General features: G+C 29.8%; 25 protein-coding genes and 2 pseudogenes. 14 read left to right on the plus strand and 13 right to left on the minus strand.

What is annotated here, in order from left to right:
* The first annotated feature begins 1 nt into the window (after window position 1).
* The 3 genes and pseudogenes from GRQ01_RS02090 (at window position 2) to GRQ01_RS02095 (ending at window position 2,406) form a co-directional block, all read left to right on the plus strand.
* Window positions 2–478 carry a hypothetical protein gene (locus GRQ01_RS02090; RefSeq protein ID WP_158334197.1) on the plus strand — a complete coding sequence of 159 codons (477 nt, stop codon included), beginning with the start codon at window positions 2–4 and terminating at the stop codon, window positions 476–478.
* A 93-nt stretch (window positions 479–571) separates the two neighbouring features.
* Window positions 572–694 (plus strand): annotated as a pseudogene (locus GRQ01_RS07640) (hypothetical protein); the annotation flags it as partial.
* Complete coding sequence (locus GRQ01_RS02095) at window positions 694–2,406, plus strand: ATP-binding protein (protein WP_158334198.1); 1,713 nt, start codon at window positions 694–696, stop codon at window positions 2,404–2,406. The pseudogene GRQ01_RS07640 and the gene GRQ01_RS02095, both read left to right, overlap by 1 nt.
* Here the strand turns inward: GRQ01_RS02095 and GRQ01_RS02100 are convergent.
* The 7 genes and pseudogenes from GRQ01_RS02100 to GRQ01_RS02130 form a co-directional block, all read right to left on the minus strand.
* Window positions 2,371–2,943 carry a sulfite oxidase heme-binding subunit YedZ gene (locus GRQ01_RS02100; protein WP_158334199.1) on the minus strand — a complete coding sequence of 191 codons (573 nt, stop codon included), beginning with the start codon at window positions 2,941–2,943 and terminating at the stop codon, window positions 2,371–2,373. The genes GRQ01_RS02095 and GRQ01_RS02100 overlap by 36 nt on opposite strands.
* Complete coding sequence (gene msrP, locus GRQ01_RS02105; protein WP_158334200.1) at window positions 2,943–3,836, minus strand: protein-methionine-sulfoxide reductase catalytic subunit MsrP; 894 nt, start codon at window positions 3,834–3,836, stop codon at window positions 2,943–2,945. The genes GRQ01_RS02100 and msrP overlap by 1 nt, the downstream gene beginning before the upstream one ends.
* Window positions 3,837–4,025: 189 nt before the next feature.
* Window positions 4,026–4,703, minus strand: a pseudogene (gene pyrF, locus GRQ01_RS02110) (orotidine-5'-phosphate decarboxylase); the annotation flags it as partial.
* Window positions 4,700–5,098, minus strand: a complete 399-nt coding sequence (nusB, locus tag GRQ01_RS02115; RefSeq protein WP_158334202.1) for a transcription antitermination factor NusB — start codon at window positions 5,096–5,098, stop codon at window positions 4,700–4,702. The gene nusB and the pseudogene pyrF, both read right to left, overlap by 4 nt.
* Window positions 5,098–5,562, minus strand: a complete 465-nt coding sequence (gene ribH / locus GRQ01_RS02120; RefSeq protein WP_158334203.1) for a 6,7-dimethyl-8-ribityllumazine synthase — start codon at window positions 5,560–5,562, stop codon at window positions 5,098–5,100. Before ribH ends, nusB begins: the two co-directional genes overlap by 1 nt.
* A 13-nt stretch (window positions 5,563–5,575) precedes the next feature.
* The gene (gene kdsA, locus GRQ01_RS02125) at window positions 5,576–6,379 is read right to left on the minus strand and encodes a 3-deoxy-8-phosphooctulonate synthase (protein WP_158334204.1); all 804 of its coding nucleotides are present in this window, start codon (window positions 6,377–6,379) and stop codon (window positions 5,576–5,578) included.
* Complete coding sequence (locus GRQ01_RS02130; protein WP_158334205.1) at window positions 6,376–7,305, minus strand: DMT family transporter; 930 nt, start codon at window positions 7,303–7,305, stop codon at window positions 6,376–6,378. The genes kdsA and GRQ01_RS02130 overlap by 4 nt, the downstream gene beginning before the upstream one ends.
* A 115-nt stretch (window positions 7,306–7,420) precedes the next feature.
* Here GRQ01_RS02130 and der point away from each other — a divergent pair, with 115 nt between their 5' ends.
* From der to pflB, 5 genes are read left to right on the plus strand one after another with little or no spacing between them, the layout of a single operon-like run.
* Window positions 7,421–8,803, plus strand: coding sequence for a ribosome biogenesis GTPase Der (gene der / locus GRQ01_RS02135; protein WP_158334206.1), 1,383 nt, complete (start codon window positions 7,421–7,423; stop codon window positions 8,801–8,803).
* Window positions 8,793–9,287, plus strand: coding sequence for a shikimate kinase (locus GRQ01_RS02140; RefSeq protein ID WP_158334207.1), 495 nt, complete (start codon window positions 8,793–8,795; stop codon window positions 9,285–9,287). The genes der and GRQ01_RS02140 overlap by 11 nt, the downstream gene beginning before the upstream one ends.
* Window positions 9,284–10,243, plus strand: a complete 960-nt coding sequence (gene trpS, locus GRQ01_RS02145) for a tryptophan--tRNA ligase (protein WP_158334208.1) — start codon at window positions 9,284–9,286, stop codon at window positions 10,241–10,243. The genes GRQ01_RS02140 and trpS overlap by 4 nt, the downstream gene beginning before the upstream one ends.
* 10 nt (window positions 10,244–10,253) lie before the next feature.
* Complete coding sequence (gene serS / locus GRQ01_RS02150) at window positions 10,254–11,489, plus strand: serine--tRNA ligase (RefSeq protein ID WP_158334209.1); 1,236 nt, start codon at window positions 10,254–10,256, stop codon at window positions 11,487–11,489.
* A gap of 9 nt (window positions 11,490–11,498) precedes the next feature.
* Window positions 11,499–13,961, plus strand: coding sequence for a motility protein PflB (gene pflB / locus GRQ01_RS02155; protein WP_158334210.1), 2,463 nt, complete (start codon window positions 11,499–11,501; stop codon window positions 13,959–13,961).
* Window positions 13,962–13,992: 31 nt separating this feature from the next.
* Here pflB and GRQ01_RS02160 read toward each other — a convergent pair whose 3' ends face one another.
* The 6 genes from GRQ01_RS02160 to GRQ01_RS02185 all read right to left on the minus strand — a co-directional run bounded on the left by GRQ01_RS02160 (window position 13,993) and on the right by GRQ01_RS02185 (window position 20,099).
* Window positions 13,993–14,577 (minus strand): hypothetical protein, encoded by a 585-nt coding sequence (locus GRQ01_RS02160; protein ID WP_158334211.1) that lies wholly within the window; start codon window positions 14,575–14,577, stop codon window positions 13,993–13,995.
* A gap of 93 nt (window positions 14,578–14,670) precedes the next feature.
* Window positions 14,671–16,113, minus strand: a complete 1,443-nt coding sequence (pyk, locus tag GRQ01_RS02165) for a pyruvate kinase (RefSeq protein WP_158334212.1) — start codon at window positions 16,111–16,113, stop codon at window positions 14,671–14,673.
* Window positions 16,114–16,160: 47 nt separating this feature from the next.
* A complete protein-coding gene (locus GRQ01_RS02170; RefSeq protein WP_158334213.1) occupies window positions 16,161–17,507 on the minus strand; it encodes an FAD-dependent oxidoreductase in 1,347 nt (448 codons plus the stop codon).
* A 121-nt stretch (window positions 17,508–17,628) separates the two neighbouring features.
* On the minus strand, window positions 17,629–18,258 hold the full coding sequence (locus GRQ01_RS02175) for a type III pantothenate kinase (RefSeq protein WP_158334214.1): 630 nt from the start codon (window positions 18,256–18,258) through the stop codon (window positions 17,629–17,631).
* A 267-nt stretch (window positions 18,259–18,525) separates the two neighbouring features.
* Window positions 18,526–19,524, minus strand: coding sequence for a hypothetical protein (locus tag GRQ01_RS02180; protein ID WP_158334215.1), 999 nt, complete (start codon window positions 19,522–19,524; stop codon window positions 18,526–18,528).
* Window positions 19,521–20,099, minus strand: a complete 579-nt coding sequence (locus GRQ01_RS02185; RefSeq protein ID WP_158334216.1) for a hypothetical protein — start codon at window positions 20,097–20,099, stop codon at window positions 19,521–19,523. The genes GRQ01_RS02180 and GRQ01_RS02185 overlap by 4 nt, the downstream gene beginning before the upstream one ends.
* Window positions 20,100–20,235: 136 nt before the next feature.
* Here GRQ01_RS02185 and gatC point away from each other — a divergent pair, with 136 nt between their 5' ends.
* From gatC to GRQ01_RS02215, 6 genes are all read left to right on the plus strand, one after another.
* Complete coding sequence (gene gatC, locus GRQ01_RS02190; protein WP_158334217.1) at window positions 20,236–20,520, plus strand: Asp-tRNA(Asn)/Glu-tRNA(Gln) amidotransferase subunit GatC; 285 nt, start codon at window positions 20,236–20,238, stop codon at window positions 20,518–20,520.
* 63 nt (window positions 20,521–20,583) lie between these two features.
* Complete coding sequence (locus tag GRQ01_RS02195) at window positions 20,584–21,141, plus strand: CvpA family protein (RefSeq protein ID WP_158334218.1); 558 nt, start codon at window positions 20,584–20,586, stop codon at window positions 21,139–21,141.
* A 1-nt stretch (window position 21,142) separates the two neighbouring features.
* Window positions 21,143–21,616: a Fur family transcriptional regulator gene (locus GRQ01_RS02200; RefSeq protein ID WP_158334219.1), complete on the plus strand. Its 474-nt coding sequence runs from the start codon at window positions 21,143–21,145 to the stop codon at window positions 21,614–21,616.
* On the plus strand, window positions 21,617–23,122 hold the full coding sequence (lysS, locus tag GRQ01_RS02205; protein WP_158334220.1) for a lysine--tRNA ligase: 1,506 nt from the start codon (window positions 21,617–21,619) through the stop codon (window positions 23,120–23,122).
* Window positions 23,119–24,363 carry a serine hydroxymethyltransferase gene (locus GRQ01_RS02210; RefSeq protein ID WP_158334221.1) on the plus strand — a complete coding sequence of 415 codons (1,245 nt, stop codon included), beginning with the start codon at window positions 23,119–23,121 and terminating at the stop codon, window positions 24,361–24,363. Before lysS ends, GRQ01_RS02210 begins: the two co-directional genes overlap by 4 nt.
* Complete coding sequence (locus GRQ01_RS02215) at window positions 24,360–24,905, plus strand: DUF1882 domain-containing protein (RefSeq protein WP_158334222.1); 546 nt, start codon at window positions 24,360–24,362, stop codon at window positions 24,903–24,905. Before GRQ01_RS02210 ends, GRQ01_RS02215 begins: the two co-directional genes overlap by 4 nt.
* The last annotated feature ends 6 nt before the right edge of the window (window positions 24,906–24,911 follow it).

Genomic DNA, 24,911 nt, shown 5'->3' on the forward strand with positions numbered 1-24,911 from the left:
TTTGAAGTATTGTTTTATTTGTTTATTTGTTTATTTGTTTTGTGCATGCAGTGTCAAAAATCAGAATTTTTCAACTCAAAGTGTGAAGACTTTGATTGTTTCTCCTATGATTAAAATCAATGATGTAGGTTTTTTAAAAAAAGAAAATAATGCTTTAAATTTAGAACTTTACAAACTTGGACAAGCTTTTTTTGAAATAAAAATCAAAGATAAAATTTGTATTAATTTTGTGTGTTATGATAAAAAGGTATTTAATCAAAAATTTTTTAAAAATGAATACTATGAAGATATTTTAAGTGATATTTTAAATGCAAATGCTTTATGGCAAGGCAGGAATTTACAGAAGATAAATTGTGGTTTTAAACAAAATATAAAGGCAAAAAATTATGAAATTTTTTATCAGGTTTGTGATGATAAAGTGAGTTTTTTTGATAAGATTTCAGGTATAAAAATCCTTTTGACAGCTTTTAGGGATTAAATAGCTGTATTTGAAATTTTTTACCGATCTTTTATTTTATAAATTTAGCTTTTATTTGTTATTTATAAAGGAGAATTGTAAAAATCTAAAATTAATAATTTTTTGTTTAATTATGAAAAGTTAAGGATTTATTATTTGCCTTTTTAAAGTCATTTTTTAGATGAAAATATTTATGTGGAATTCAATGAAGATGAGTTAAAGGAAGTGAAAAAATAATGCAGAAATTAAAGAATTTTTTAAGTTTAGAAAATATAGAAGATACTCAAATTTATAAAGAACTTAAATGTACAAAAAATGAGGCTTTGATTCTAAGAGAACTTTGTAAAAATTATGTTGTTTGTGTGTCTTGTGTCAATGCTTTTACTTTATTATCTAGTATTTTTGGCAATGATAAGTATGTATATTTAGATGCTTTAGAAGACTTAAAAAGGCTTATTGAAAGAGGTCTTGTCAATCAAAATTCTAGTTTTTTTAAAAATATAGAAAGCAATAAAACCCAAACATTAATGCTAGGATTATTACAAAGCGAACTTAGCTTGAGTGAGTATTTTTTGGAATTTTTAGAAGAAAAACCTCATTTAAATTTAGAAAAACAAGAAGCTTATAGAGATTATTTAGAGTATTTAAAAGATGAGTTTATACGTATTCAATTGTATGAAAGATTGAGTTTTATACAAAAGAGTGCTTACAATAATGAAATAAAAAATCAAATCAGAATTTATGAAAAACATATTAAAGAAAGGCTAAAAAAAAGTAAATTTTATAATGTTTTAGCCGAGATATTTAAAGAATATAATCTTAAATCTAAAGAACAAATCATTTTTTTAGCACTTTTAAAAGAAGAATACACCTTAAGCAATGAAAATTCTATGTCAAGAGAGATGAATTCTTTACTTTCTTTAGTTAGTGAAAACGATTTAGAAAGACACAGCAATAAAAAATTATTGCAAGATAATGCTCCTCTTTTAAATTTGATCGAGTATGATGAGTATTTAAATGCTTTTGGAGATATTTCTAAAAGTTTTTTTATAATAGATGAGATTTTACAAAGGGTGATAAATTTCGAACTTAAGCAAAGTAAGAAAATTAAAATTGAAAGTGTTTTAAAAGAACAAGATATTTTTGAGCTTATAGAGCCAAGTGCTGATATTAATGATATTATTATGCCTCAAAACACAAAAGAGCTTTTAGAAAATATTTTAAAACAACAAGATAAAAAAGTTTTAGAAAGACTTCGTTCTTGGGGTATAAAGAGTAATAAAAATATAGAAGCAAAGATTATTTTTTATGGGCCTGCAGGAACGGGTAAAACCATGTCAGCTTTGGCTATGGCTAAATCTATGAAAAAAACTGTTCTTAGTTTTGATTGTTCAAAAATTCTTAGCAAATGGGTAGGAGAGAGTGAGCAAAATGTAAGAAAAATTTTTGACACTTATAAAAACATAGTTCAAACTTGCAAACAAAGTCCTATTTTACTTTTAAATGAAGCTGATCAGTTCTTAAGTACTCGAGTTGAAAGCAGTAGTGGAAGTGATAAAATGCATAATCAAATGCAAAATATATTTTTAGATCAGATTGAACATTTTAGCGGAGTGATTATCGCTACGACGAATTTTTTAGAGAGTTTAGATAGTGCTTTTTCAAGAAGGTTTGATTATAAAATAGAATTTAAAAAACCTGATTTTAAAGACAGACTTAAGATGTGGGAGAAATTTTTACCTAAAAAGGCGTTGTTTGAGAAGGCTTTTGATATTAATATTTTAGCAAATTATGAGTTAAGCGGGGCACAAATTTTAATGGTGATAAAAAATACAGCTTTGAAAATAGCAGTTTCTGAGGATGGAATTTTTAAAATGCAAGATTTTGTAGAAAGTATACAAAAAGAGTTGAGTTCAAGTTTTGATAAAAGTAGGGTTGTTGGCTTTTGAGCTTTTAAGTATTTTTATATAATGAAGTATAAAATAAAATAAAGCGACAATTAAAGCACTCCATTCCCAAAACATTGGAACTTTAGGGCTTAAAAAATAATGATAGCTTGCTAAAACTAAGCATAAATATCCTAGTTTTCTTATCTTCTCGATTTTTTTTAGCCATGTAAAAGAGCTTAAAAACATAAAAAAGATGATAATAAAAGCAGCAAAACCACTTGCTTCTAATAGACGGTGTGAAATATCATCAAAAAGCCTTAAAATTTGTGCATTTCTATCAAAAATAAAATAATTTAAAAAATGTAAAAAAGTCCAAAATGCTGCAAAAATCCCTAAAAGTTTGGGATAAGTTTTTGTTTTTTTAAATTGAAATAAAGAAAAGAAAATGCTTAAATTTAAAAAAAATAAGGCAAATATCCCTGTATAAATATAAGCTTCTTTTACAAAATCAAAAGCTTTTATCATATGATAAAAGCCATAAATTAAACTTGCAAAAAAACTAAATAAAGCCATAAGTGTAAAATACTTTATAGGCATTAAAAATTCACCTTTAAATCCATATTTGCATATAAATATCCCACTTCTTTTTCATATCCATTAAACATTAAAGTAGGTTTGGTAAAAAAATCTCCCAAAGTCCTTTCATTAGCTTGTGACCATCTAGGATGAGATACATTAGGATTTACATTTGCATAAAAGCCATATTCTCTAGGATTTGCTAACTCCCAAGTGGATTTTGGCTGATCTTTGACAAATTCTATTTTTACTATAGATTTGATACTTTTAAAGCCATATTTCCATGGTACTACAAGGCGTATTGGCGATCCATTTTGTGGTTTTAAAGGTTTTTGATACATACCTATAGCAAATAAAGTGAGTGGATGCAAGGCTTCATCCATGCGAAGTCCTTCTACATAAGGGTAATCTATAGTCGGGAATAAAGCGTCTTGATCAGGAAATTGATTTTTATCAAAAAGAGTGGTAAATTTTATAAATTTTGCTTCACTTGTAGGTTTTGCTAGCTCGATTAAGCGACGTGCTTCAAAACCTATCCAAGGCACTACCATAGACCAAGTTTCAACACAACGAAAGCGATAAATTCTTTCTTCTAATGGAAATTTTAAAATATCTTCCATACTTAAAGTTAAAGGCCTTTCTACCTCACCACTAATGTCGATTTTCCAGCCTTGAGTATTGAGATTTTGTGCTAAAGACGCAGCCTTTCTTTTATCGGTTGAAAATTCATAAAAATTAACATAATTAGTAGCAAGTTCTTCATCGCTGATTTGAAGTTTATTTATATTAGTATCGTTTGTAAATTGAAATGCAGATAATTTAGAAGCAAGGACGCTAGAACTGATTAAAGCTCCAGCTCCAATTTTCATAAATTCTCTTCTTTTTTTATATAAATTTTCAGGAGTTATAGTCATAATTTTTCCTTATTAAAAATTTTTATTATTAAACTACAATAGCGTTAATATAAGATTAATTTTTATTCTGTCTTTTTTGTAAAATTTTTATCATTATAAATAAGAATAAATCAATCATAAAGACTAAAATAATCTTAATTTTAATATTTAATTTTTTTGAGAATTTTAAATATTTTCTTTTGTATATTGTATTGTTTTTAAAATTTTTTCACAAATTGCTCTTGGACTAGCGTCTTTGTAAATAGGGCGTCCAATAACTATAAAATCACTTAAATTATCTTTTGCTAAGGCTAGATCAGCAACGCGTTTTTGATCATTATTTGTTTCTCCAAAAGGACGAATTCCAGGCGTTAAGGTAAGAAAATGGGCATTTGTATTTTCTTTAATGCTCTTGCTTTCAAAAACCGAACATACCATTCCATCAAGTCCATTTTCATAAGACATTTTTGAAAAATCAATCACTGTTTTTTTAATTTCTTGCTTATAAATGCTAAAAAAATTAGCTTCATCAAAACTTGTCAAAGCAGAAACAGCCAAAACTAAAGGACGTTTTGGAAGTTTATTAAGTCTTTTCATAACTTCTTGTATGGCTATTTTTCCCGCACTTGCATGGATATTTATCATATTAATATCAAGTTTTGCAAGTTCTTCGCAAGCATCTGCCATGGTATTGGGAATATCATGAATTTTAAGATCAAGAAAAATTTTAAAATCATCAATTTTTTTAAGTTCGTCGATAATTTCATAGCCATCTCTTAGATAAGATCTTAATCCTACTTTAAGCCAAATATCTAAGCCTTTGAGTTCTTTAGCGAGTTTCAAACATGCTTGTTTTGTGCCTAAATCAAGTGCGACACAAAGTTTCATTTTTTAGCCTTTATTAAAGAGTCTAAAACCCCATTAATGAATTTTGGAGAATTATCATTAGCAAGCTCTTTAGCAAGCTCTATGGCTTCATTGATGATTATAGCATTAGGGGTGTCGGTAAAAAGCAGCTCATAAGCACCAAGCCTTAGTATAGATCTTTCTATATGCCCTAAAGCTGCAATTTTATTATCATTAAGAAAGGTATTAAGGGTTTGATCTATACTGTCTAAATTATCTAAAATTCCATGATATAAGTTTAAAGTAAAATTTTTTTGTTCATTGCGTATTTTTTTTTCATCTAAAATTTCATCAATGAAGGCATTATGTTGAGAATTTAACTCAAAAGCGTAAAGTAAGGCAATAACGCTTTGACGCACTTGATGACGTGTCGCCATTAAAGTTCCTTAGTTAAATTCAGTACTTCAATGACGCTTATCATCGCTTCAAAGCCTTTATTACCTGCTTTGCTACCTGCTCTTTCTATGGCTTGTTCTAAAGTATCTGTTGTTAAAATACCAAAGCTTACAGGAATATCATGATTTAAACTTACATTGGCTATGCCTTTGGTGGTTTCTGCTGAAACATAGTCAAAATGTGGGGTTGATCCGCGTATTATAGCACCAACACAACAAATGGCATCAAATTTTTTACATTCTATGGTCTTTTTTAAAACAAAAGGAATCTCAAAAGCACCTGGGACGAGTATGAGGCTTAGATTTCCTTCTTTGCCACCATGTCTTAAAAAAGCGTCTTTAGCCCCTTCTACAAGACGATCTGTGATGATATGATTAAATCTTGCATTAATAATGGCAATTTTTGCATCAGAATGTAAATTTAATTTTCCTTCAATGGTATTCATCTAATTTTCCTTCTTATAAAATGTTTTGAATTTCTAATAATTTTTTTACGCAATTTTTAAGGCGTGTAGGATCAAGCATATTAGGTCCATCACACAAGGCTTGACAAGGATTTATATGCGTTTCAAAGAAAAAGCCATCCACACCCACACCACCAGCAGCTCTTGCTAAAGGCTCTACAAATTCACTTTTGCCTCCACTGCTTCCACCACCAGCTCCTGGCATTTGCACGCTATGTGTAGCATCAAAGATTACGGGTGCAAATTCACGCATAATCACTAAAGAACGCATATCTACAACTAAATTTCCATATCCAAAGCTTGCCCCTCTTTCAGCCACAAAAACACCATTTTCACTTGCGACTTCATAGCCTTCTTCTTCTATACCGCGAGTTTGAAGAATTTTTTTAACACTGTATTTTATATCATAAGGATTTAAAAATTGTCCTTTTTTGATATTTACTTTAGCCTTGGTTTTGGCTGCACATACAAGTAAATCGGTTTGACGGCATAAAAAAGCAGGGATTTGTAAGACATCGGCTACTTCGCTTGCAGGATTTGCTTGATAGCTTTCATGTATATCGGTAAGAATTTTCATACCAAATTCATTTTTTACACTTTGTAAAATTTTAAGTCCTTCTTCGAGTCCTGGACCGCGAAAAGAATTAATACTTGTACGATTTGCTTTGTCAAAACTTGATTTAAAATAAAATTCTATATTTTGATTTTCATTAAAATCTTTTAATTGTTCAGCTACTTTAAAAACTAAATCTTTATTCTCTATCACGCAAGGACCTGCAATTAATATCATTTTTTTCATTTTTTTCCTTTATTTTTAACTAAAATCAATCCACCAAAAATGATTCCTATTATACCTAAAAAAACCATAGTACTTGGCAAATTATCTCCTAAAATTATTCCTACTATCATGCTAAATACTACATCAAGGTAGCTTATGCCAGCTACAACTCCTGCTTGTTTGGTTATGCCATAAGCTTTGGTAATATGAATTTGATAGATGGTGCCTAAAGTTCCCATAGTTGCAATGATAATCCAAGCTTTAAAGCTTGGCATCACAAAGGGTGCTATGATAAAATCTAAATGTAAGGAATTAAGATATTGGGGTTGAAAAAATTCAGCGCTTATCATGGAGATTAAAGGCATAAGAGCTCCTAAAAAAATAAAAGAGAAGGCGATTTGTTCTGCGGTATAGGATTTTCTAAGTTCTCTAACGCTAATAAGGGCTAAAGCAGCTAAAAATCCGCTTGTAATACCTATAATAGAATTTTTAAAATCAAAATCACTATTGATATTATTTGTCCAAGGCTGTGTGATTAAGAGTACTCCACTAAATGCGATTAAAATTCCAAGCCAACCTTTAAAACCGATATTTTCTTTAAAAATTATTAAAGCAATTAAAGTGATGAAAATAGGGGCGGTCTTTTGGAAAGCAAAGGCTACGCCTAGTGTGATGTTTGAAATATTATAAAAAAACATGTAAAGTGAGAGTGTCCCTACTACTCCGCGAAATACTAAAAGCCAAAAATGTCCCCCTTTTTTATGAATTTTAGAGGATTTTAAAAGATAGATTATAAAAATAACTCCTATGATATTTCTAAAAAACATAATTTCAATAGAACTCATTTCTTTGCTTAAGATTTTTGCACAAGCACCCATTAATGCAAAATCTAAACAAGCTAAAATCATGAAATAAATTCCTAAATTATGTTTGATTATTTTTAGCATCTTTGTTCCTTGATCAAAATATGGTTAATTCTAACTCTTTTTTGCTTAATATTAAGGCAAGTCTTATATAATTTCTTCATTAAAATATACATTAAAAAATTTATCTGGGAAAAAGATGCAAAGCATTATACTCATAGGCAGGCCTAATGTTGGAAAGTCAAGTCTTTTTAATAGAATGGCACGCCAAAGAATTGCAATTACAAGTGAAATTTCAGGTACTACTAGAGATACAAATAAAATAGAAATTAATATTAATTCTAAAAAAGCTTTACTTATTGATAGTGGTGGACTTGATCAAAGCGATGAGCTTTTTAAAGCTGTTAAAGAAAACACTTTAAAAGTTGCAAAACAAAGTGATATTATTCTTTATTTAGTTGATGCAAAATTGCCTCCTGATGATGAAGATAGACAGCTTTTTTACTCTTTAAAAAAGCTTAAAAAACCTATAGCCTTAGTCATTAATAAGGTGGATAATAAAAAAGATGAGCAAAGAGCTTGGGAATTTGCTAATTTTGGAGTTAAAGAAGTTTTTAATCTTTCTGTAGTGCATAATATAGGTTTAGAGGAGCTTTATGATTGGCTTGAGCAGTTTTTGCAAGAAGGGTTTTTAATCCCTGATGAAGAAGAGAATTTAGAAGATTTTTTAGAGCATTATGAAGAAGAAAAACAATTTCAATTTAAACACATTGAACAAAATCTTATTAGAGTGGGGATTGTAGGTCGTGTAAATGTAGGAAAATCAAGTCTTTTAAACGCTTTGGTAAAACAAGAAAGAAGCGTAGTTAGTGCTTTAGCAGGTACAACAATAGATCCTGTAAATGAGAGCATAGTTTATAAAGATAAAGTGATAGAATTTGTCGATACAGCAGGCATTAGAAAAAGGAGTAAAATTCAAGGACTTGAACGTTTTGCTTTAAATCGTACTGAGAAAATTTTGCAAAATTCGCAAATCGCACTTTTGGTTTTAGATGCGCAAGAAGGCTTTAATGAGCTTGATGAACGTATTGCAGGGCTTGTGAGTCAGCATTATTTAGCTGTGATTATAGTGCTAAATAAATGGGATCAAAGTCAAAGGGATTTTGATCAAACATTAAAGGAATTGCGTCTTGATCGTTTTAAATTCCTTGCTTATGCACCTGTGGTTAGTGTTTCGGCTTTGAGTGGAAAAAGAGTGCATGTTTTGCTTGATAAAATTTTACAGGTTTTTGAAAATTTCATACAAAAAATCTCAACTTCAAAACTCAATGCCTTAATAGAAAATGCCATAAAAATGCATCCTTTGCCTCATGATAGAGGGAAGTTAGTGAAAATTTATTATGCAGTGCAATATGACTTAGCGCCACCAAAAATTGCTTTGATTATGAATCGTCCTAAGGCTTTGCATTTTACCTATAAGCGTTATTTGCAAAATCAAATCAGAAAGGAATTTAATTTTGAAGGGGTGCCCTTGGTAATAACTTCACGTAAAAAAGGAAGTAAAGAAAACAATGAAGATTGATAATATCATTTTTATAGGTTTTATGGGTTGTGGTAAGAGCACTTTGGCTAGGGCTTTGGCTGAAGATTTAGATTTTGTTTTTTTAGATAGTGATGCTTTAATACAACAGAAATTTAATCAAAAAATTACTACAATTTTTGAGCAAAAAGGCGAGAGTTTTTTTAGAGAGCAAGAGCAAAAAATGGCAGATTTTTTTATACATTGTCAAAAAGCTTGTATTGCAACAGGGGGTGGTTTTATCCATGTTTCAAATTTAGAAAATATAGGTTTTTGTATTTATTTAAAAGCAAGTTTTGAGTATTTAAAAAAAGCTTTAAATGCGAGTGAAATTTCTAAAAGACCTTTATTTTGCGATGAAATTAAAGCAAAAAAATTATATAATGAACGTTTAAATAAATATGAACAAAAAGCAAATTTTATTCTTAATGTAGAAAATAAAAACATAAATGAGCTTTTAAGTGAGATTAAAAAGGTGATAAAATGAGAGTATTAACAGGACTGCAGCCAAGTGGGGATTTGCATATAGGCAATTATTTTGGTGCGATCAAGCAAATGATAGAAGCGCAAAATTCTAATGAAATGTTTATATTTATTGCAAATTACCATGCTATGACTTCCTTGCAAGATGGAGAGAAGTTAAAAGAGAATTCTTTAAAAACTGCTGCGGCTTTTTTAAGTTTGGGTATAGATCCTCAAAAAAGCGTGTTTTGGTTGCAAAGTGATATTAAAGAAGTTATAGAACTTTATTGGATTTTATCTCAATTTACTCCTATGGGTTTATTAGAGCGTGCGCATAGCTATAAAGATAAGATAGCCAAAGGTCTTAGTGCATCGCACGGACTTTTTTCTTATCCTGTTTTAATGGCGGCTGATATTTTGCTTTTTGATGCGAGGGTTGTTCCTGTGGGAAAGGATCAAATTCAGCATGTAGAAATTGCACGTGATATAGCTTTAAAGGTTAATAATGAATGGGGTGAAATTTTTGTTTTGCCTCAAGCTAGAATTGATGAGCAAGTGGCTGTAGTTGTAGGCACAGATGGGGCTAAAATGAGTAAATCTTATCAAAATACTATAGATATTTTTGCTTCACAAAAGCTTTTAAAAAAGCAAATTGCTTCTATAGTTACAGACAGTACTGCCCTAAATGTTCCAAAAGATTATAAAAATTGTAATGTTTTTAAAATTATAAAACTATTTTTAGATGAAATAGAGCAAAAAAACTTGCAAGCACGTTATCAAAAAGGTGGGGAAGGTTATGGGCATTTTAAAATGTATTTAAATGAGCTTGTAAATGATTATTTTAAAGAAGCTAGAGAGAAATATGATGAATTTTTGGAAAATCCTTCTCATTTGAAAGAAATTTTAGATTTTGGTGCACAAAAAGCAAGTAAAATTGCTAAAGAGAAAATGCAAAAAATTTATGAGAAAATAGGACTTTAAGGGGTAAAGAATGCTAGATTTAAAAAATTTACAAAATCATTTTGATGAGGTAGTTGATAAACTCAAAAAGAAAAAAGTAGATGAAAGTATTTTAAAAAAGCTTGCTGATCTTTTTGTAATTTTAAAAAAGGAAAAAACTAGTTTAGAAGAATTCCAAGCTTTTCAAAATAAATTCAGCAAAGAACTTGCTAAGGCAGAGGATAAGGAAGATTTAAAAATAAAATTAAGCCAAAATAAGATTAAAATCAATGAACAAAGTCAAAAAGTCAATGCCTTAGAGCAAGAGCTTGAAGAGCTTGCTTTTAACATTCCTAATATCCCTGATGATGTTGTTCCTATAGGGAATGATGAGAATGATAATGTAGAACTTAAAAAGGTTTTAACTCCTATTTCATTTGATTTTAATCCTAAAGAACATTTTGAATTAGGAGAGAATTTGGCTTGGTTTGATTTCGTACGTGGGGTTAAAATTTCGCAAAGCCGTTTTTGTGTGCTTAAAAATGAAGGGGCTTTATTAAGCCGTGCTTTGGTAAATTATATGATAGATTTTAATATAAGCCGCGGTTTTGAACTGGTTAATGTGCCTTTTTTGGTTAATGGGGCTACTATGTTTGGAACAGGGCAATTGCCTAAATTTAAAGATGACATGTATAAAACAGAGGATGAGGATTTATATCTTATCTCAACTTCTGAAATTCCTGTGACTAATCTTTATAGTGGTGAAATTTTAAGTGCTGAGAGTTTGCCTATAAAGATGACTTGTTATAGTGCTTGCTTTAGAAAAGAAGCAGGGAGTGCAGGGAGTGATACAAGAGGCATTATCCGTCAGCATCAATTTGAAAAAGTAGAGCTTGTAAGCATTACCCAGCCTAAGCAAAGTGATAGTGTTTTTGAACAAATGCTTGAGTGTGCAAGTGATTTGCTTAGTTCTTTGGGTTTAGCACACAGACATTTAATGCTTTGTACGGGAGATTTGGGTTTTAGTGCGGCAAAGACTGTTGATCTTGAAGTGTGGCTTCCAGGACAAAATAAATATCGTGAGATCAGTTCTGTATCAAATTGTCATGATTTCCAAGCAAGGCGTGCTAAAATTCGTTATAAAAATGATCAAGGCAAAAATGAGTTAGTTCATACTCTTAATGGATCTTCTTTAGCAGTAGGAAGGACTTTGGTGGCAATTATGGAAAATTATCAAGATAAAGAAGGTAGAATTCATATTCCTGATGTTTTAAAAAAATATTTTTAAAGAGTATAAATGGCTAAGCAAGAAGATATCATACTAGAAAAACCTGAAGATAGTTTAAATGAACAAAGACTTGATGAAAGTTTAGGGGAGTTTAAAGGACAAGAAGGCCAAGCCCCGCAAGATGAAGAATTTAGCTCTTTGCCTGAAGCATTGCCTGAAGAAAATGGTGATGGGGGTTTTCATTTCACAAGAGAGAGTGCGCCTGAGGATGTTTCAACTTTTGAAGAGGTTCAAACTAAACAACCCATCCCTTGGTATCAAGATAGGAAGTTTATGTATCTTGTTGCTTTGTCTTTAGGAATAATTTGTATTTTGGTTTTTATGCTTTTTTATTTAACTTTTAATGATGGAAAAATAAAGCCTGATTTTATTGCTTCTAAGCTTTCTTACCAACCTATGCTTGTTCCTGATGAGTCTTATAAGTATAATGACATGCAAAAAATTGATAGTATGATACAAAAGGCAAATACTTTGTATTTAAAGGGTGAGGTAGAACAGGCTTTAAAGATTTATGAACAAGTTGCTGTATATAATGAGTCTTTATCTCACTATAATTTAGGCGTTTCTCAAATGAATGAAAATAAATTTAAAGAAGCTTTTGAAAGCTTTAAAAAGGCCATAGCAAATGGTGAGAATCAAAGTGTTTCAGCTATTAATGCAGCTGTTTGTGCTTTGAAATTCAATGATAAGGAAAAATTCAGATATTATATAGACTTAGCGCAAGTGTATCTTCCTAAAGAAGGCAGATCAAAATTATATGATTATTATTTAAGTTTGATTAATTATTATAAAGGATATTATCCTGAAGCTTTACAGATGTTTCAAAGAATTAATATTGAGCCTTATACGGATGTGGCAAAATATTTGTCTGCTAAAATTTATGCGAAAATGGATTTTGATGATAAGGCTATAGGAGAATTAAATTCTCAAGGCAATTTCGAACCTAGTTTATCTTTAGGCCTTTTGTATGCAAGAATAGGAGAATATACTAAGGCTAAAACTGCTTTAAAAACAGCAATGAAAATTGAAAGGGATTTTAACCAAAGTTTAGCTGCTTTGACCTTGGTTGATATTAAAACAGGTGCTTATCAAGATATGCTAGCACGTTTACAAAATGCTTATGATAATGATAAAGATAGGTATAAAATTTTAGATACTTATAAGATTCAAGTTCGTTTAAATAAAAATCTTTTTAATATAGCTATCGCACAAAATTCTTTTTCAAAGGATTTTTTAAAAAAACAAAAAGATCAATTTGACTTGCTTTTTTATTTCGCTCCTTATCAAGTTTTTGACAGTAAACAAGCTGCCTTATACATTAAAAAGGCTAATATTACTGATTTTGTAGATGATAGTGCGGATGCTCAGATGTATCTTGATACAAGCAAAGCCCTTGCATCTACCAATGTAAAGATTGCTAATGTTATTGATTATGCTTTAAATCAAAAACTACGTCTTGCTAATAAAGAATTTCAAAAATTGATTAAAGACTATCCAGAACACAGTATTTTGCATTATAATTTGGCTTTAACTTATGCACAAATGCAAAATTATGAACTTGCTTATAAGCATTTTTCAAGTTCTTACCATCTTAATCCTAAAAATTATTTAGCAGGGGCTTTTGCTTTATTTTGTGCAAAGCTTATTGATATAAATACTACTAAGCTTTATAATGAAATTCTTGATAATATGGCAGCTGATGCTAATTTTAAAGCTAATATGCAAAAAAGCATGCTATTTTTAGTTAATAATAATTATATTTCTATGCTTCCTTATCTTGATGAGTTAAAAAATGATACTCCTTTAAGTTTGATTTTCGAAGCTATTGTTGCTAAAAATAATAATCTTAATAATCAAGCAGATGTAAAGATTGCTAAATTACAATCAGAATTACCTGAGGATATTCTAGCTAATATTTTGTATTTTAATTCTTTAAATTCTAATTTAAATATTAAAGAATATGCACAAAATGCACAAATTTATTTTCAGGATTTAAAACTTGGTTATCGTAGTGTGTTTGGTGGGCCTAATATCGCTAGAGAATTTTATGTGAATTTAATGCATGTTGTAGGACTTCTCAATTTAGAAAGGCAAAAATTTAAAGATTTGCTTCATGTTTCTAGAATTAAGGATGAAGGTCTTGTTCAAACCTTGGCTTATTTAGATATTTTTGCACAACAATATGAAGAAGCTTATGGGCTTTATAATTCTTTAATTGATGATTATGGTGCTAAGGATACTAGGACTTTATTTTTGGCTGCTGTTGCAGCCGTAGGTGCAAATAATCCTAATTCAGCAATAGCACTTTTACAACTTTCTAAACTTACAGACAAAAATAATAAAGAAAGTAAAGCAGCTCTTGGTATGCTCTATCACGAAGTGAAAAATTATGAGGCTGCAATTTCTCAATACAAAGCCTTGCCTAATGATTTTAAAAGTGAATTTTTTACTTTTGATATTTATAATAATTGAAAATGTTTAGAGTTTAGTTAAGTGTTGTGAATCAAGCTTGAAGATCTAAGCTTTTTTCTTTTAAATCTTCCATGCGATCATGGACTTTTTGAAGGGCTAGTTGCATAGTGTCTTGACTGATTTTAGGGAGTTCTCCTCCCCACATTTGTTTGGCTTCTTTAAATCCTTCGTTCATGCCTTTTAAACCTTGTTTTAATTTTTCAATATCATCACCACTATTTTTGATTATAAAATCTGCAATGCGATTAGCCGTATTTTGCACTCCAAAAAATCCTTCTTCGCTAATGAGTTGTTCAAGCTCATTAGCATCCATGTTAAGTGGATTTTTGCCATTGTAGGATAAAGATGTAAAATCAATATTTGAAAGTATAAATTGTGCATTGTTTAAATCGGTATTTTTTAAAAAAGCATTGAGTGCAGCTTGGGTATTGCTTGTATTTATACTCATATTAAATGTTTGTTGTTCAAAGTAAATCAGATAAAAATCAGTGATCTTTTGTGCGCTAAGTAGGCTTGATGGTTTTAAGTTTTTGTTTTTAGTATTTTCTTGAGTATTAGCTATTGTTTTTTTATAATGAGTTTGTGTTTGATTGGCTATAGAAGTATTTACTTGCATAGAAATTCCTTATTTTAGGCTTATATTTTATATCGGATTTTAATTTAGAAATTTTATAAGGAGAAAAATTCCTTTTTTAAGGAATTTATTCTTTTATTGTAGGTAGTAAGCAATTTGTTCTTTATTAAGAATACGAATAAGATTGCTAGTGCCTTCTACTCCTGTTGGAAAGCCTGCGGTTAAAAGATAGCATTTATTTTTATCCATGAAGCCTTTTTCAATGCTTGAACGGACACAATCTTTTAATAATTCTGTAAGATCATTGCTTTTATTAACTAAAATAACAGGATTAACTCCCCAGACTATACTTAAGGAATTTAAGGTTTTTTCACAATGTCCTATAGCTATAATTTCTATATTTGGGCGATATCTTGCAATTTTAATTGCAGATTTTCCACTACTTGTGATAGAAAAAATAGCATCAGCATTTAAATCTGTTGCAAGATGAGCTGAAGAATGCATGATTTTATCTGTATTATCTGTATTGTTAAAATCGTTAAATTTGTTATAAGGATAGTGTTTTTCAGTTTCTATTATAGTTTGATACATAATATCAACAGCATTTGCAGGATCTATACCTACAGCACTTTCTTCGCTTAACATAACAGCATCTGTACCGTCTAAAACGGCATTGGCTACATCTGAGATTTCAGCTCTTGTGGCAGTTTTGCTTTTAGCAAGTGAAAGAAGCATTTGGGTTGCAGTGATAACAGGTTTAGAAGCATTATTTGCTTTGCGGATGATTTCTTTTTGTATATTAGGGACTTTATAATAAGGAACTTCAATGCCTAAGTCTCCGCGAGCAACCATGATTCCATCACTAGATTTAATGATTTCATCAATATTTTCTACTGCATCGAATTTTTCAATTTTTGCAAAAATAGATATTTTTGCGTTATTTTGAGTTAAAATTTCACGCACTTCATGGATATCATGGGCATTTTGTACAAAGGATATTGCTAAAAAATCTACATCGTTTTTAATACCCCAAAGCAGATCGTTTTTATCTTTTTGTGTGATAACATCGATATTGATTTTGGTATTTGGAAAATTAATCCCTTTGTTTGAGCTTAAAAAACCATCATTTTCTACAAGAGTTTGGATTTTTTCACCGTCTATGGCTATGACTTTTGCACGAATAGATCCATCATAAAGATAGATGTATTCATCGATTTTTAGCATATCTAGTACAGAACTTTGATTGATGCTGATTTTATAATGATTTTGACTTATTTTTTCGCCTAGAATCTTTTCGCGATAAAAATCAAGTTTATCACCTTTTTTTAGATCAAAGGGTTCTTTGAGTGTGCCTGTGCGAATTTTAGGTCCGCTAATATCTTGCAAAATACCAACACGAGTGTGGAGTTCTTTAGCTACTTTTCTTATGGTGTCAAGGTTATTTTTGTGGTATTCATGAGTTCCATGAGAAAAATTTAAACGAAAAACATTTACGCCATTTATAATCATTTGACGTAAGATCGCTTCTTTTTCACTTGCTGGACCTACTGTGGCTACGATTTTTGTTTTTTTAAGCATATTAACTCCTTTGAAATTAATTGTAATTAAAGGTAGTAATAAAACAATTATAGTAATTCTAAAGCAAATTGATCTTCATTAAATTGCATGCTTAGGTAATCACATATCAATTTTGCATCTCTTTGAGCATTTCCTAAACAACTAGTAGCACCTGGGCTTGGAGTCATGTTGAAAATGATACCAGGAATTTCTGTGATACTTGCCTCTCCTAACATTAATTCTTTTTTGGTTTTATCAATGACTTGTGGTCTGACGCCTCCAAAGCCTTTTGCGTAATAAATATCACTTGTTTTGAGGCTTGGAACTATTTTTTTGGCGTCTTTTACAAATAAGCTTTTATTGATAAAAGGTAATTCAAAGAGATAATTATAAAGGATATAATTTCTAATTGTAGGATCTTTTAGCATATTAAAAGTGACTTGCAAGACGGTTTTATCAAGTTGAAGGGATTTAAAAAATTCTGGCACTGATTTAAGTCCATGATAGCGTTCTAGTTTTGGGATTACAAGAGCAGTAGGGCCAAAGCGTGTATTCATATCAGCTAGTAAATCAGGATCTCCATGAAGTGCTGCAAATGGAAGTTTAGGGTTTTGTACCATGTAAACTTTACCATTTAAAAGTTTTTTCTTAGTTAAATAAAAACTCCCAGCAACAGGCCAACAGGACTTATCCATTCCTAAATTCATTTTGTGTGCTAGATATAAAGAATGTGCCCCGGCATTTACTACAACACTTTTAGCATGGTATTCTTGATGATTTGATGTTTTTAAGATGAAAATATCATCTTTTTTTTCTATATGAGTGATTTCTTGATTGAAGGCGACAAAAGTATTTTTACCTTGTTTTTGAGCTTGTTCTATGAGATTGATACTCATCTTTCCAAAATCTACAGTTGTAAAAACCTCACCTGCTTCAATACCCATGCCACAGATATCTTCAGATCTATTATTGATACCATCTTCTCCTAAAGCTACTTTTGGTTCAATTTGTCTGATTTTTGCTTTATCAAAAAACTTGATATAAGGATAAAGTTCTTTAAATTCTTCATAGCGTTTTTTCATATAATCGCATTCTATTTCTCCCACAGCTAGAGCCATTTTTTGATGTGAAAACATGAAATTGTTTTGTGCATTTTGCATGAGTCCATATTTGACTATCATATCGGCTGTTTTTTTTACTTTTTTTGCCTTTTCTAGGGTATAGTTGGTTTCGATATCGCCGCAATGAATCGTTTGAGAATTGCTAGTTCCTTTGGAATTTAATGTTGCAGGAGTATTGTATTTTTCTATTAAAGCGATATTTTTAATATTTGTGTATCTTGCAAGTTCGTAAAATAAGGCTGCTCCTGAAATTCCAGCCCCAACAACAAGTACATCAAATTCTTTTTGAATCATCGTTTTTCCTTTTTTTATTTTGATAAAGTTTTTTCTCAAATAGAAGTTTAATTTAATTTATTTTACAATAAAGTTAAATTTCATTAACAATAAATATTAATGAGAATTTTTGTAACATTTTTTAATAAAGCAAATTAGGGTTTTCTTGTAAAATTTTTTTCATTCCTCTAAATACAAGAAGCTTATCATAAATTGCATGATCAAAATAATTTGCCAAAAATTGTCCATCGCCACCTGTAAAATAAATTTTTTTATTTTGGGCTGCATCTTTAATAAGTAAATAAATCCCTTTAAAAATCCCATAACTTAAAGCATCCATTGTTTTTTGAGGGAAAGCATCAAGGCTGACTTGAGTATTAAATTCGCTTTTTAATCGCGGTGAAATATGGCTATAAATTTTTTTATAATTTGCAATACCTGGTAAAATAAAACCGCCTAGATGTATACAATGTGAAATAATGTCTATAGTGATAGCACTACCTGCATCTACAACAACCCCATCTTCAATAGTATAGCAAGCCGCAATGCGATCAACTCCTAGTCCTTGATAGATTGTATCAAATAAAAAATAAGGCTCAAGATTGATAAAATTTTTTTGATTTTTTAAATGTTCTTTAAGATGCTCATTGACATTGATATAAAAAATTTTTTGTTCGTTTTTAAATTCCATAAACTGTTTGATAGTAAGAGTGAAGTATTTGTTTTTATCTAGAAAATTAGCATTTGAATTTCCAATATCACAAAGCAGCATAAATATTAAATCCTTTTATTTGGTTGATGATTGTTTATTTTAAAGCAAAGCAAGATTTTATTAAAAAAGCATTTGTTTGTACTGGTTTTTAGCATTAAATGATTTAAAAATAAATTATCTTGCATCATCTTGCTTTTTTTGTATAAAAAAGGATATATGATTTATCCTTGCTAGCATTAAAAATAAGTCTATTTTCATTTGATGCATTTAACTTATAAAATTGAGAATTTAATTTTAAAGTTTGCATTATTTTCTCTAAATTTTTCATTATAATAGATCTAAAATTTTATCTTCATAATAAAATTTATCATTTCCCATAAAAGACATTTTATCCACAGCTTCTGAAAGTTTAAATATTTGAATATTGTCTAAGTTTAAATCCATTTTAACAAGATAGCCTGTTTTTTCAAAAAGATATAAAAAGTCCTTATATATATTACTTTTGATAAAAATAGCAAATTCAAATTTTTTCTCTGTAGTTTTTTTTAAATTATAATCTGTTTTAATAACAGTACCGTCTTTTTCTAATATAAAAATAGCATTATTAGAAAGTGCGACATCTTTAATATCAGCGTCAAGATAAAGGGTTCTATTAGGACTCACGATTATAATTTTTTTAGCCGTCGCTGCTATGAGTTTATCTTCAAAGACATTTAAATAAATGACATTATTAAAGAAATTTTCTGCTGAAATAACGACATCTTTGATAATTTGAAGATTATTTATTGAAAGGATTAGAATTTTACCATCTAAGGTTGGATATACAACAATATTATCTAAAAATATCGGATTAGCCATGCGACTATCTTGGGCAGGGGCTGAAGTTAAAGTTTGACTGAATTTAATCCCTAATGAACGATTGGCAAGAACTATAGTATTGTTTGCAAGTACAAGGGCTAAATCATCACCATTTAAAGCTACACTTACAACACTAGCTTCATATTTAAAAGTATAAATTTCATTATAAGAATCATCAAATATTTTTAAATTTCCATCATTATCTGCTACGACATACTCTGCGTCTTGATAAGCTAAAAGCATGTAATTTTTTGGAAGTTTAAATTTATCTATAGAAATGCCACTTTTTAAAATCGCAGTATTATTGCTAAGTTTTGCTGATGCTAAATTCCAGTCAATAATTTTAGCTTTTAAACTGTCATTATGGCTTAAATCTCCATTAATTTGCTGAGGTTCAAAGTATTGTCTTTTTGTACCGCAAGCACACAAAAATATTAAACAAACTAGACTTAGAAATATTTTTTTCATTGTGAAATACCTTGATAATGTTTAAGATTTTTAGCAATTTGACTCAAATTTGAATTATCTTGTATTTGAGAAAGTAAAATATTAGCTTCTTCGATTTTGTTTTGTTCTAAAAGTTTATAAGCTTGCATTAATTTATCGTAGTTTTTCAAAAATACTGATGTATTGCCTAAATCTAAAGCGATAATATTTTTAAGTAAAGTATTTGTTTGGGTATTATCATAAATTTGTTTTAGTTCATTTTGAATTGTTGTATTGTTTAAATCATTGCTTTTTTGTGTCATTAAAAATACAGCATAAAGATTAATATTTTTATCTTTAAGTTTTTCTAAGAGCTTTTTATCATTAGGGTTTTGCAATAGATTGGCATAGATTTCATTGCTTTGTTTTATATTGTATTCTTTTATTTTTGAAATTACAAAATTGCTAAAAAATGCAATAATTATAAGTACTATAATAGCAATTATATAAAATTTATATTTACGTAAGAATCTTTCGCCTTTAATAAAACTTTCGATAAATTGCTCTTCTGTGTTAAGTTCGTTTTTAACAGCTTTTAAATTATCTTTTAGTCCCAAAATTTATCCTTAAGAATTATTTTCATTTTGTAAAAATTACGATATTGTATCATATAAATTGCAAAATATCCTAAATAATTTAAAGCTTTTTATGATATAATTTTTGAAATTTTAACTTTTTAGCAAGGTTTAAGAAATGCAAATAGATGAAAAATTACTTACTAAACTTGAAAAATTAAGTGCTTTGCAAATAACACAGAATAGAGATGAAACTATTGCGCAGCTTAGTGAAATCGTAAATTTTGTCCAAAACTTGAATGAACTTGATTTGCATTCTCAAGAGTTTACAGTTAATATTATAAAAGGTGCCACCCCTTTAAGGAGTGATGAGATAAAAGGTGCTAAAGTAATTGATCAAGTTTTAAATTGTGCTCCACAAAAACAAGAGCATTTTTTTGTCGTTCCTAAAATTATAGAATGATTAACTTAGCATTTAGTGCTTATTTGTAGAATAATTTAAATAAAAATCAGAAAGTGATTAATAATGAATTTTTATTGGTTTGATGCTTTTATTTTGGGCTTTACTTTGCTTTTAGGCCTTAAAGGTATTATAAATGGTTTGATAAAAGAAATTTTCGGGCTTTTGGGTATTATTGGCGGTGTGTTTCTTGCTTCAAAATACGCTTCCCAAGCTTCAGAGTTTATACAAAACACTTTCTATAGAATAGAAAATCAAAGTTTGGCAGAATTTGCCGGATTTTTAACTGTATTGATTATTTTTTGGATTGCTTGCTTGTTATTTGGTAATTTTCTTTCTAAATTAATCAAATTAAGCGGTTTGGGATTTTTAAACCACATAGGTGGTTTTGTATTTGGTGGAATGAAAATTTTTTTAATTTTTGCAATTTTAATTTTTTGTATAGCAAAAATTGATTTTTTAAACGATAAATTGAATTATTTTGCTGAAGATAGCTACACTCTTAATTTACTTAAAAGAACCGGATCTTTTATCATGAATCAACCTTTAGCTGAAGATAGCTTAGAATATGCTACTCAAAAGTTTCAAAATATTACAAATGATTTAAATAAAAAAAAGGATTGATATGTTAATTGAAAATGTAGAATATGATGTTTTATTAGAAAGATTTAAAAAAATTTTAAGACAAGGTGGACTTAAATATACTAAACAAAGAGAGGTGCTTTTAAAAACCCTTTATCATAGCGAAAATCACTATACACCTGAAAGTTTATATATGGAAATTAAGCAAGTTGAACCTGGATTAAATGTTGGAATTGCTACTGTATATCGTACTTTGAATTTGCTTGAAGAAGCAGAAATGGTCACTTCTATTTCCTTTGGTTCAGCAGGTAAGAAATATGAACTTGCTAATAAACCCCATCATGATCATATGATCTGTAAAAATTGTGGCAAAATAGTAGAATTTGAAAATCCTATTATAGAAAGACAACAAGCTTTAATTGCTAAAGAACATGGTTTTAAACTCACAGGACATTTGATGCAACTTTATGGTGTTTGTGGAGAGTGCAATAATCAAAAAATCAAGGTAAAAATATAAATGTTTGATAATGTTTTAGTTCATCAAAGGATACAAAAAGCTAAAGGATTAAGAGATTTAGGGATAAATCCTTATCCTCATTTTCTAGAAAAAGAAATGTCTTTAGAGGTCTTTAAAGAAAAATTCTCTTATATTTTAAATCAAGAAGAAAAAAGAGATGAGAGTGTAAATGCTGTGCTTGCAGGGCGTTTAAAGCTTTTGCGTATAGCAGGAAAATCTATTTTTGCAAATATTGAAGATGAAAACACTAATTTGCAAATTTATTTTAGCAAAGACAGTGTGGGTGAAGAGCCTTATGGAATTTTGAAGAAGAATTTAGAAGTAGGAGATATTGTTTTAGTTAAAGGTTTTCCCTTTGTAACTAAAATGGGGGAATTTAGCTTACATGCGAGTGAAGTAAAACTCGCTACAAAAGCCATTGTCCCTTTGCCTGAAAAATATCACGGGCTTACTGATATAGAACAAAGATATCGCAAACGTTATGTAGATATGATTATGAATGCAGAGGTTAGAAAAGATTTTTTATTACGTTCTAAGGTCGTGAGTTTAATACGTCATTTTTTTGAACAAAAAGGGTTTTTAGAAGTTGAAACTCCTATGATGCATCCTATTGCAGGTGGAGCAAATGCTAAGCCTTTTGTTACTTTTCATAATGCTTTGGGTGTAGAAAGATTTTTAAGAATTGCCCCAGAACTTTATCTTAAAAGGCTTGTTGTAGGCGGTTTTGAAGCAGTTTTTGAAATCAATCGTTGTTTTAGAAATGAGGGTATGGATTTAACCCACAATCCTGAATTTACTACTATAGAATTTTATTGGGCTTACCATAATTATAGGGATTTAATGGATTTGACTGAAGAGCTTTTTGCTTTACTTTTAGAGAAGTTAAATTTAGGAAAAATAATAGAATTTGATGGAAAAATGATAGATTTTTCCAAACCTTTTGAAAGAATTACTTATAAAGATGCGTTATGTAAATACGGTGATTTAGATAAAGAATTGATAGAAGATAAAGAAAAAATTCTTATCAAATTAAAAACAGACGGTTTTGAAGCAAATGAAAAACTTGATCTTGGGTATTTACAAGCTGAACTTTTTGCTAACTATGTGGAGAAAAAACTGATCAATCCTACTTTTGTAGTTGATTTCCCTGTTGCTATTAGTCCTTTATCAAGATCGAGTGATGAGGATGATCAAATTGCTGAAAGATTTGAATTGTTTATTTGTGGAAGGGAGTTAGCAAATGGTTTTAATGAGCTTAATGATCCGCTTGAGCAATATGAGAGATTTTTAAAACAAATTGAAGCTAAAAATGCAGGCGATGAGGAAGCTTGTGAAATGGATGAGGATTTTGTCAATGCTTTAGGATATGGTATGCCTCCAACAGCAGGACAAGGTATAGGTATAGATAGATTGGTTATGTTATTGAGTAATAAAAAGTCCATCCGTGATGTGATATTATTCCCTGCGATGCGTCCATTAAAATCAGAATTAAAGGAGAAAGAATGAGTATAGAAATATTTGATAAAGAAATTTTTGATTTAACTCACAAAGAGCTTGAGCGTCAATGTGAAGGGCTTGAAATGATAGCGAGTGAAAATTTTACTCTGCCTGAAGTTATAGAAGTTATGGGAAGTATTTTAACTAACAAATATGCTGAAGGTTATCCTGGTAAAAGATATTATGGCGGTTGTGAATTTGTAGATGAAATTGAAGCTTTGGCGATAAAAAGATGTAAAGAGCTTTTTAATTGTAATTTTGCAAATGTTCAGCCTCATTCAGGTTCTCAAGCAAATCAAGGCGTTTATGCAGCTTTAATCAATCCTGGAGATAAAATTTTAGGAATGGATTTAAGCCATGGAGGTCACTTAACTCATGGTGCTAAGGTAAGTTCTTCAGGGAAAATATATCAAAGCTGTTTTTATGGGGTCGAACTTGATGGTAGAATCGATTATGAAAAAGTAAGAGACATTGCAAAAAAAGAAAAGCCAAAGCTTATAGTTTGTGGTGCGAGTGCTTATGCAAGAGTGATTGATTTTGCTAAATTCAGAGAGATTGCTGATGAAGTAGAGGCCTATCTTTTTGCTGATATAGCTCATATTGCAGGACTTGTAGTAGCAAAAGAACATCCTGATCCATTTCCTCATGCTCATGTAGTAAGTTCAACTACTCATAAGACTTTACGAGGTCCAAGAGGTGGTATCATTATGAGTAATGATGAAGAACTTGCTAAAAAGATTAATTCTGCAATTTTTCCAGGGATTCAAGGTGGTCCATTGATGCATGTGATTGCTGCTAAGGCTGTAGGCTTTAAATTTAATCTTAGTGATGAGTGGAAAGTCTATGCAAGACAAGTAAAGGCTAATGCTCAAGTTTTAGCTAAAGTATTAAAACAAAGGAATTTTAAGCTTGTAAGTGATGGCACTGATAATCATCTTGTTTTGATGAGTTTTTTAGATCGTGAATTTAGTGGAAAAGATGCTGATTTAGCTTTGGGTAATGCAGGCATTACAGCAAATAAAAATACTGTTCCAGGTGAGTTTAGAAGCCCTTTTATAACTAGTGGATTAAGGCTAGGAACGCCAGCACTTACAGCAAGGGGCTTTAAAGAAAAAGAAATGGAAATAGTTTCAAATTATATTGCGGACATTTTAGATGATATTAATAATGTAAAATTGCAAGAAAATATTAAACAAGATCTTAAAAAACTTGCAAGTGATTTTATCATTTATGAAAGGGCTATGTTTTGATTTCACCGATGGATATGTCGCTAATTAAAATAATTGGCAATCATTATTATATAAGACGTGATAAAATTGTAAACAAAGTTACCCATAGAGGTCGTTTGTTTTTTGATAAATTTGAAAGGGTTGATGCACCTTTAAATTTAAATATCATGAGAGAACATGCTGCTAAAAAAATCACCATTGCACATGATCTGATAACAAATGATAATAAAGTTGAAAATATTGTTTTTGATTATAATGGTTTTAATGCTGAGAGATTTTATCATCGTGCCCAACTTATTTTGCGTGAAGAGGGTTTTATAAATTTTACAGCTTATAAAACCAAAACTTCAGGGCATTTACATCTTTATATCCATAAAGGACACACGGCTTTAAATGAAGGTTATTCTCTAGCGTCTAAACTTTCAATGATGTTTGCAAGCAAAATGCCTGTAGAATGGAAGGTATTTCCTAGCAAGGATTTACCTAGGGAATTTAATATTTTAATATTGCCTTATGAGGTTTATCAAAAAGAACGAGGAAGTTCTTGGTCTAAGCATATGTAAGAAAGG

Source organism: Campylobacter bilis, assembly GCF_016806695.1.
GTDB classification, from domain to species: Bacteria; Campylobacterota; Campylobacteria; order Campylobacterales; family Campylobacteraceae; genus Campylobacter_D; species Campylobacter_D bilis.

Bases quoted from the DNA above. Each gene is read 5' to 3' on its own strand.
- GRQ01_RS02095 (WP_158334198.1), top strand. From the start codon at position 694: ATGCAGAAATTAAAGAATTTTTTAAGTTTAGAAAATATAGAAGATACT.
- GRQ01_RS02100 (WP_158334199.1), bottom strand. From the start codon at position 2,943: ATGCCTATAAAGTATTTTACACTTATGGCTTTATTTAGTTTTTTTGCA.
- msrP (WP_158334200.1), bottom strand. From the start codon at position 3,836: ATGACTATAACTCCTGAAAATTTATATAAAAAAAGAAGAGAATTTATG.
- nusB (WP_158334202.1), bottom strand. From the start codon at position 5,098: ATGGCGACACGTCATCAAGTGCGTCAAAGCGTTATTGCCTTACTTTAC.
- ribH (WP_158334203.1), bottom strand. From the start codon at position 5,562: ATGAATACCATTGAAGGAAAATTAAATTTACATTCTGATGCAAAAATT.
- kdsA (WP_158334204.1), bottom strand. From the start codon at position 6,379: ATGAAAAAAATGATATTAATTGCAGGTCCTTGCGTGATAGAGAATAAA.
- GRQ01_RS02130 (WP_158334205.1), bottom strand. From the start codon at position 7,305: ATGCTAAAAATAATCAAACATAATTTAGGAATTTATTTCATGATTTTA.
- der (WP_158334206.1), top strand. From the start codon at position 7,421: ATGCAAAGCATTATACTCATAGGCAGGCCTAATGTTGGAAAGTCAAGT.
- GRQ01_RS02140 (WP_158334207.1), top strand. From the start codon at position 8,793: ATGAAGATTGATAATATCATTTTTATAGGTTTTATGGGTTGTGGTAAG.
- trpS (WP_158334208.1), top strand. From the start codon at position 9,284: ATGAGAGTATTAACAGGACTGCAGCCAAGTGGGGATTTGCATATAGGC.
- serS (WP_158334209.1), top strand. From the start codon at position 10,254: ATGCTAGATTTAAAAAATTTACAAAATCATTTTGATGAGGTAGTTGAT.
- pflB (WP_158334210.1), top strand. From the start codon at position 11,499: ATGGCTAAGCAAGAAGATATCATACTAGAAAAACCTGAAGATAGTTTA.
- GRQ01_RS02160 (WP_158334211.1), bottom strand. From the start codon at position 14,577: ATGCAAGTAAATACTTCTATAGCCAATCAAACACAAACTCATTATAAA.
- pyk (WP_158334212.1), bottom strand. From the start codon at position 16,113: ATGCTTAAAAAAACAAAAATCGTAGCCACAGTAGGTCCAGCAAGTGAA.
- GRQ01_RS02170 (WP_158334213.1), bottom strand. From the start codon at position 17,507: ATGATTCAAAAAGAATTTGATGTACTTGTTGTTGGGGCTGGAATTTCA.
- GRQ01_RS02175 (WP_158334214.1), bottom strand. From the start codon at position 18,258: ATGCTGCTTTGTGATATTGGAAATTCAAATGCTAATTTTCTAGATAAA.
- GRQ01_RS02180 (WP_158334215.1), bottom strand. From the start codon at position 19,524: ATGAAAAAAATATTTCTAAGTCTAGTTTGTTTAATATTTTTGTGTGCT.
- gatC (WP_158334217.1), top strand. From the start codon at position 20,236: ATGCAAATAGATGAAAAATTACTTACTAAACTTGAAAAATTAAGTGCT.
- GRQ01_RS02195 (WP_158334218.1), top strand. From the start codon at position 20,584: ATGAATTTTTATTGGTTTGATGCTTTTATTTTGGGCTTTACTTTGCTT.
- GRQ01_RS02200 (WP_158334219.1), top strand. From the start codon at position 21,143: ATGTTAATTGAAAATGTAGAATATGATGTTTTATTAGAAAGATTTAAA.
- lysS (WP_158334220.1), top strand. From the start codon at position 21,617: ATGTTTGATAATGTTTTAGTTCATCAAAGGATACAAAAAGCTAAAGGA.
- GRQ01_RS02210 (WP_158334221.1), top strand. From the start codon at position 23,119: ATGAGTATAGAAATATTTGATAAAGAAATTTTTGATTTAACTCACAAA.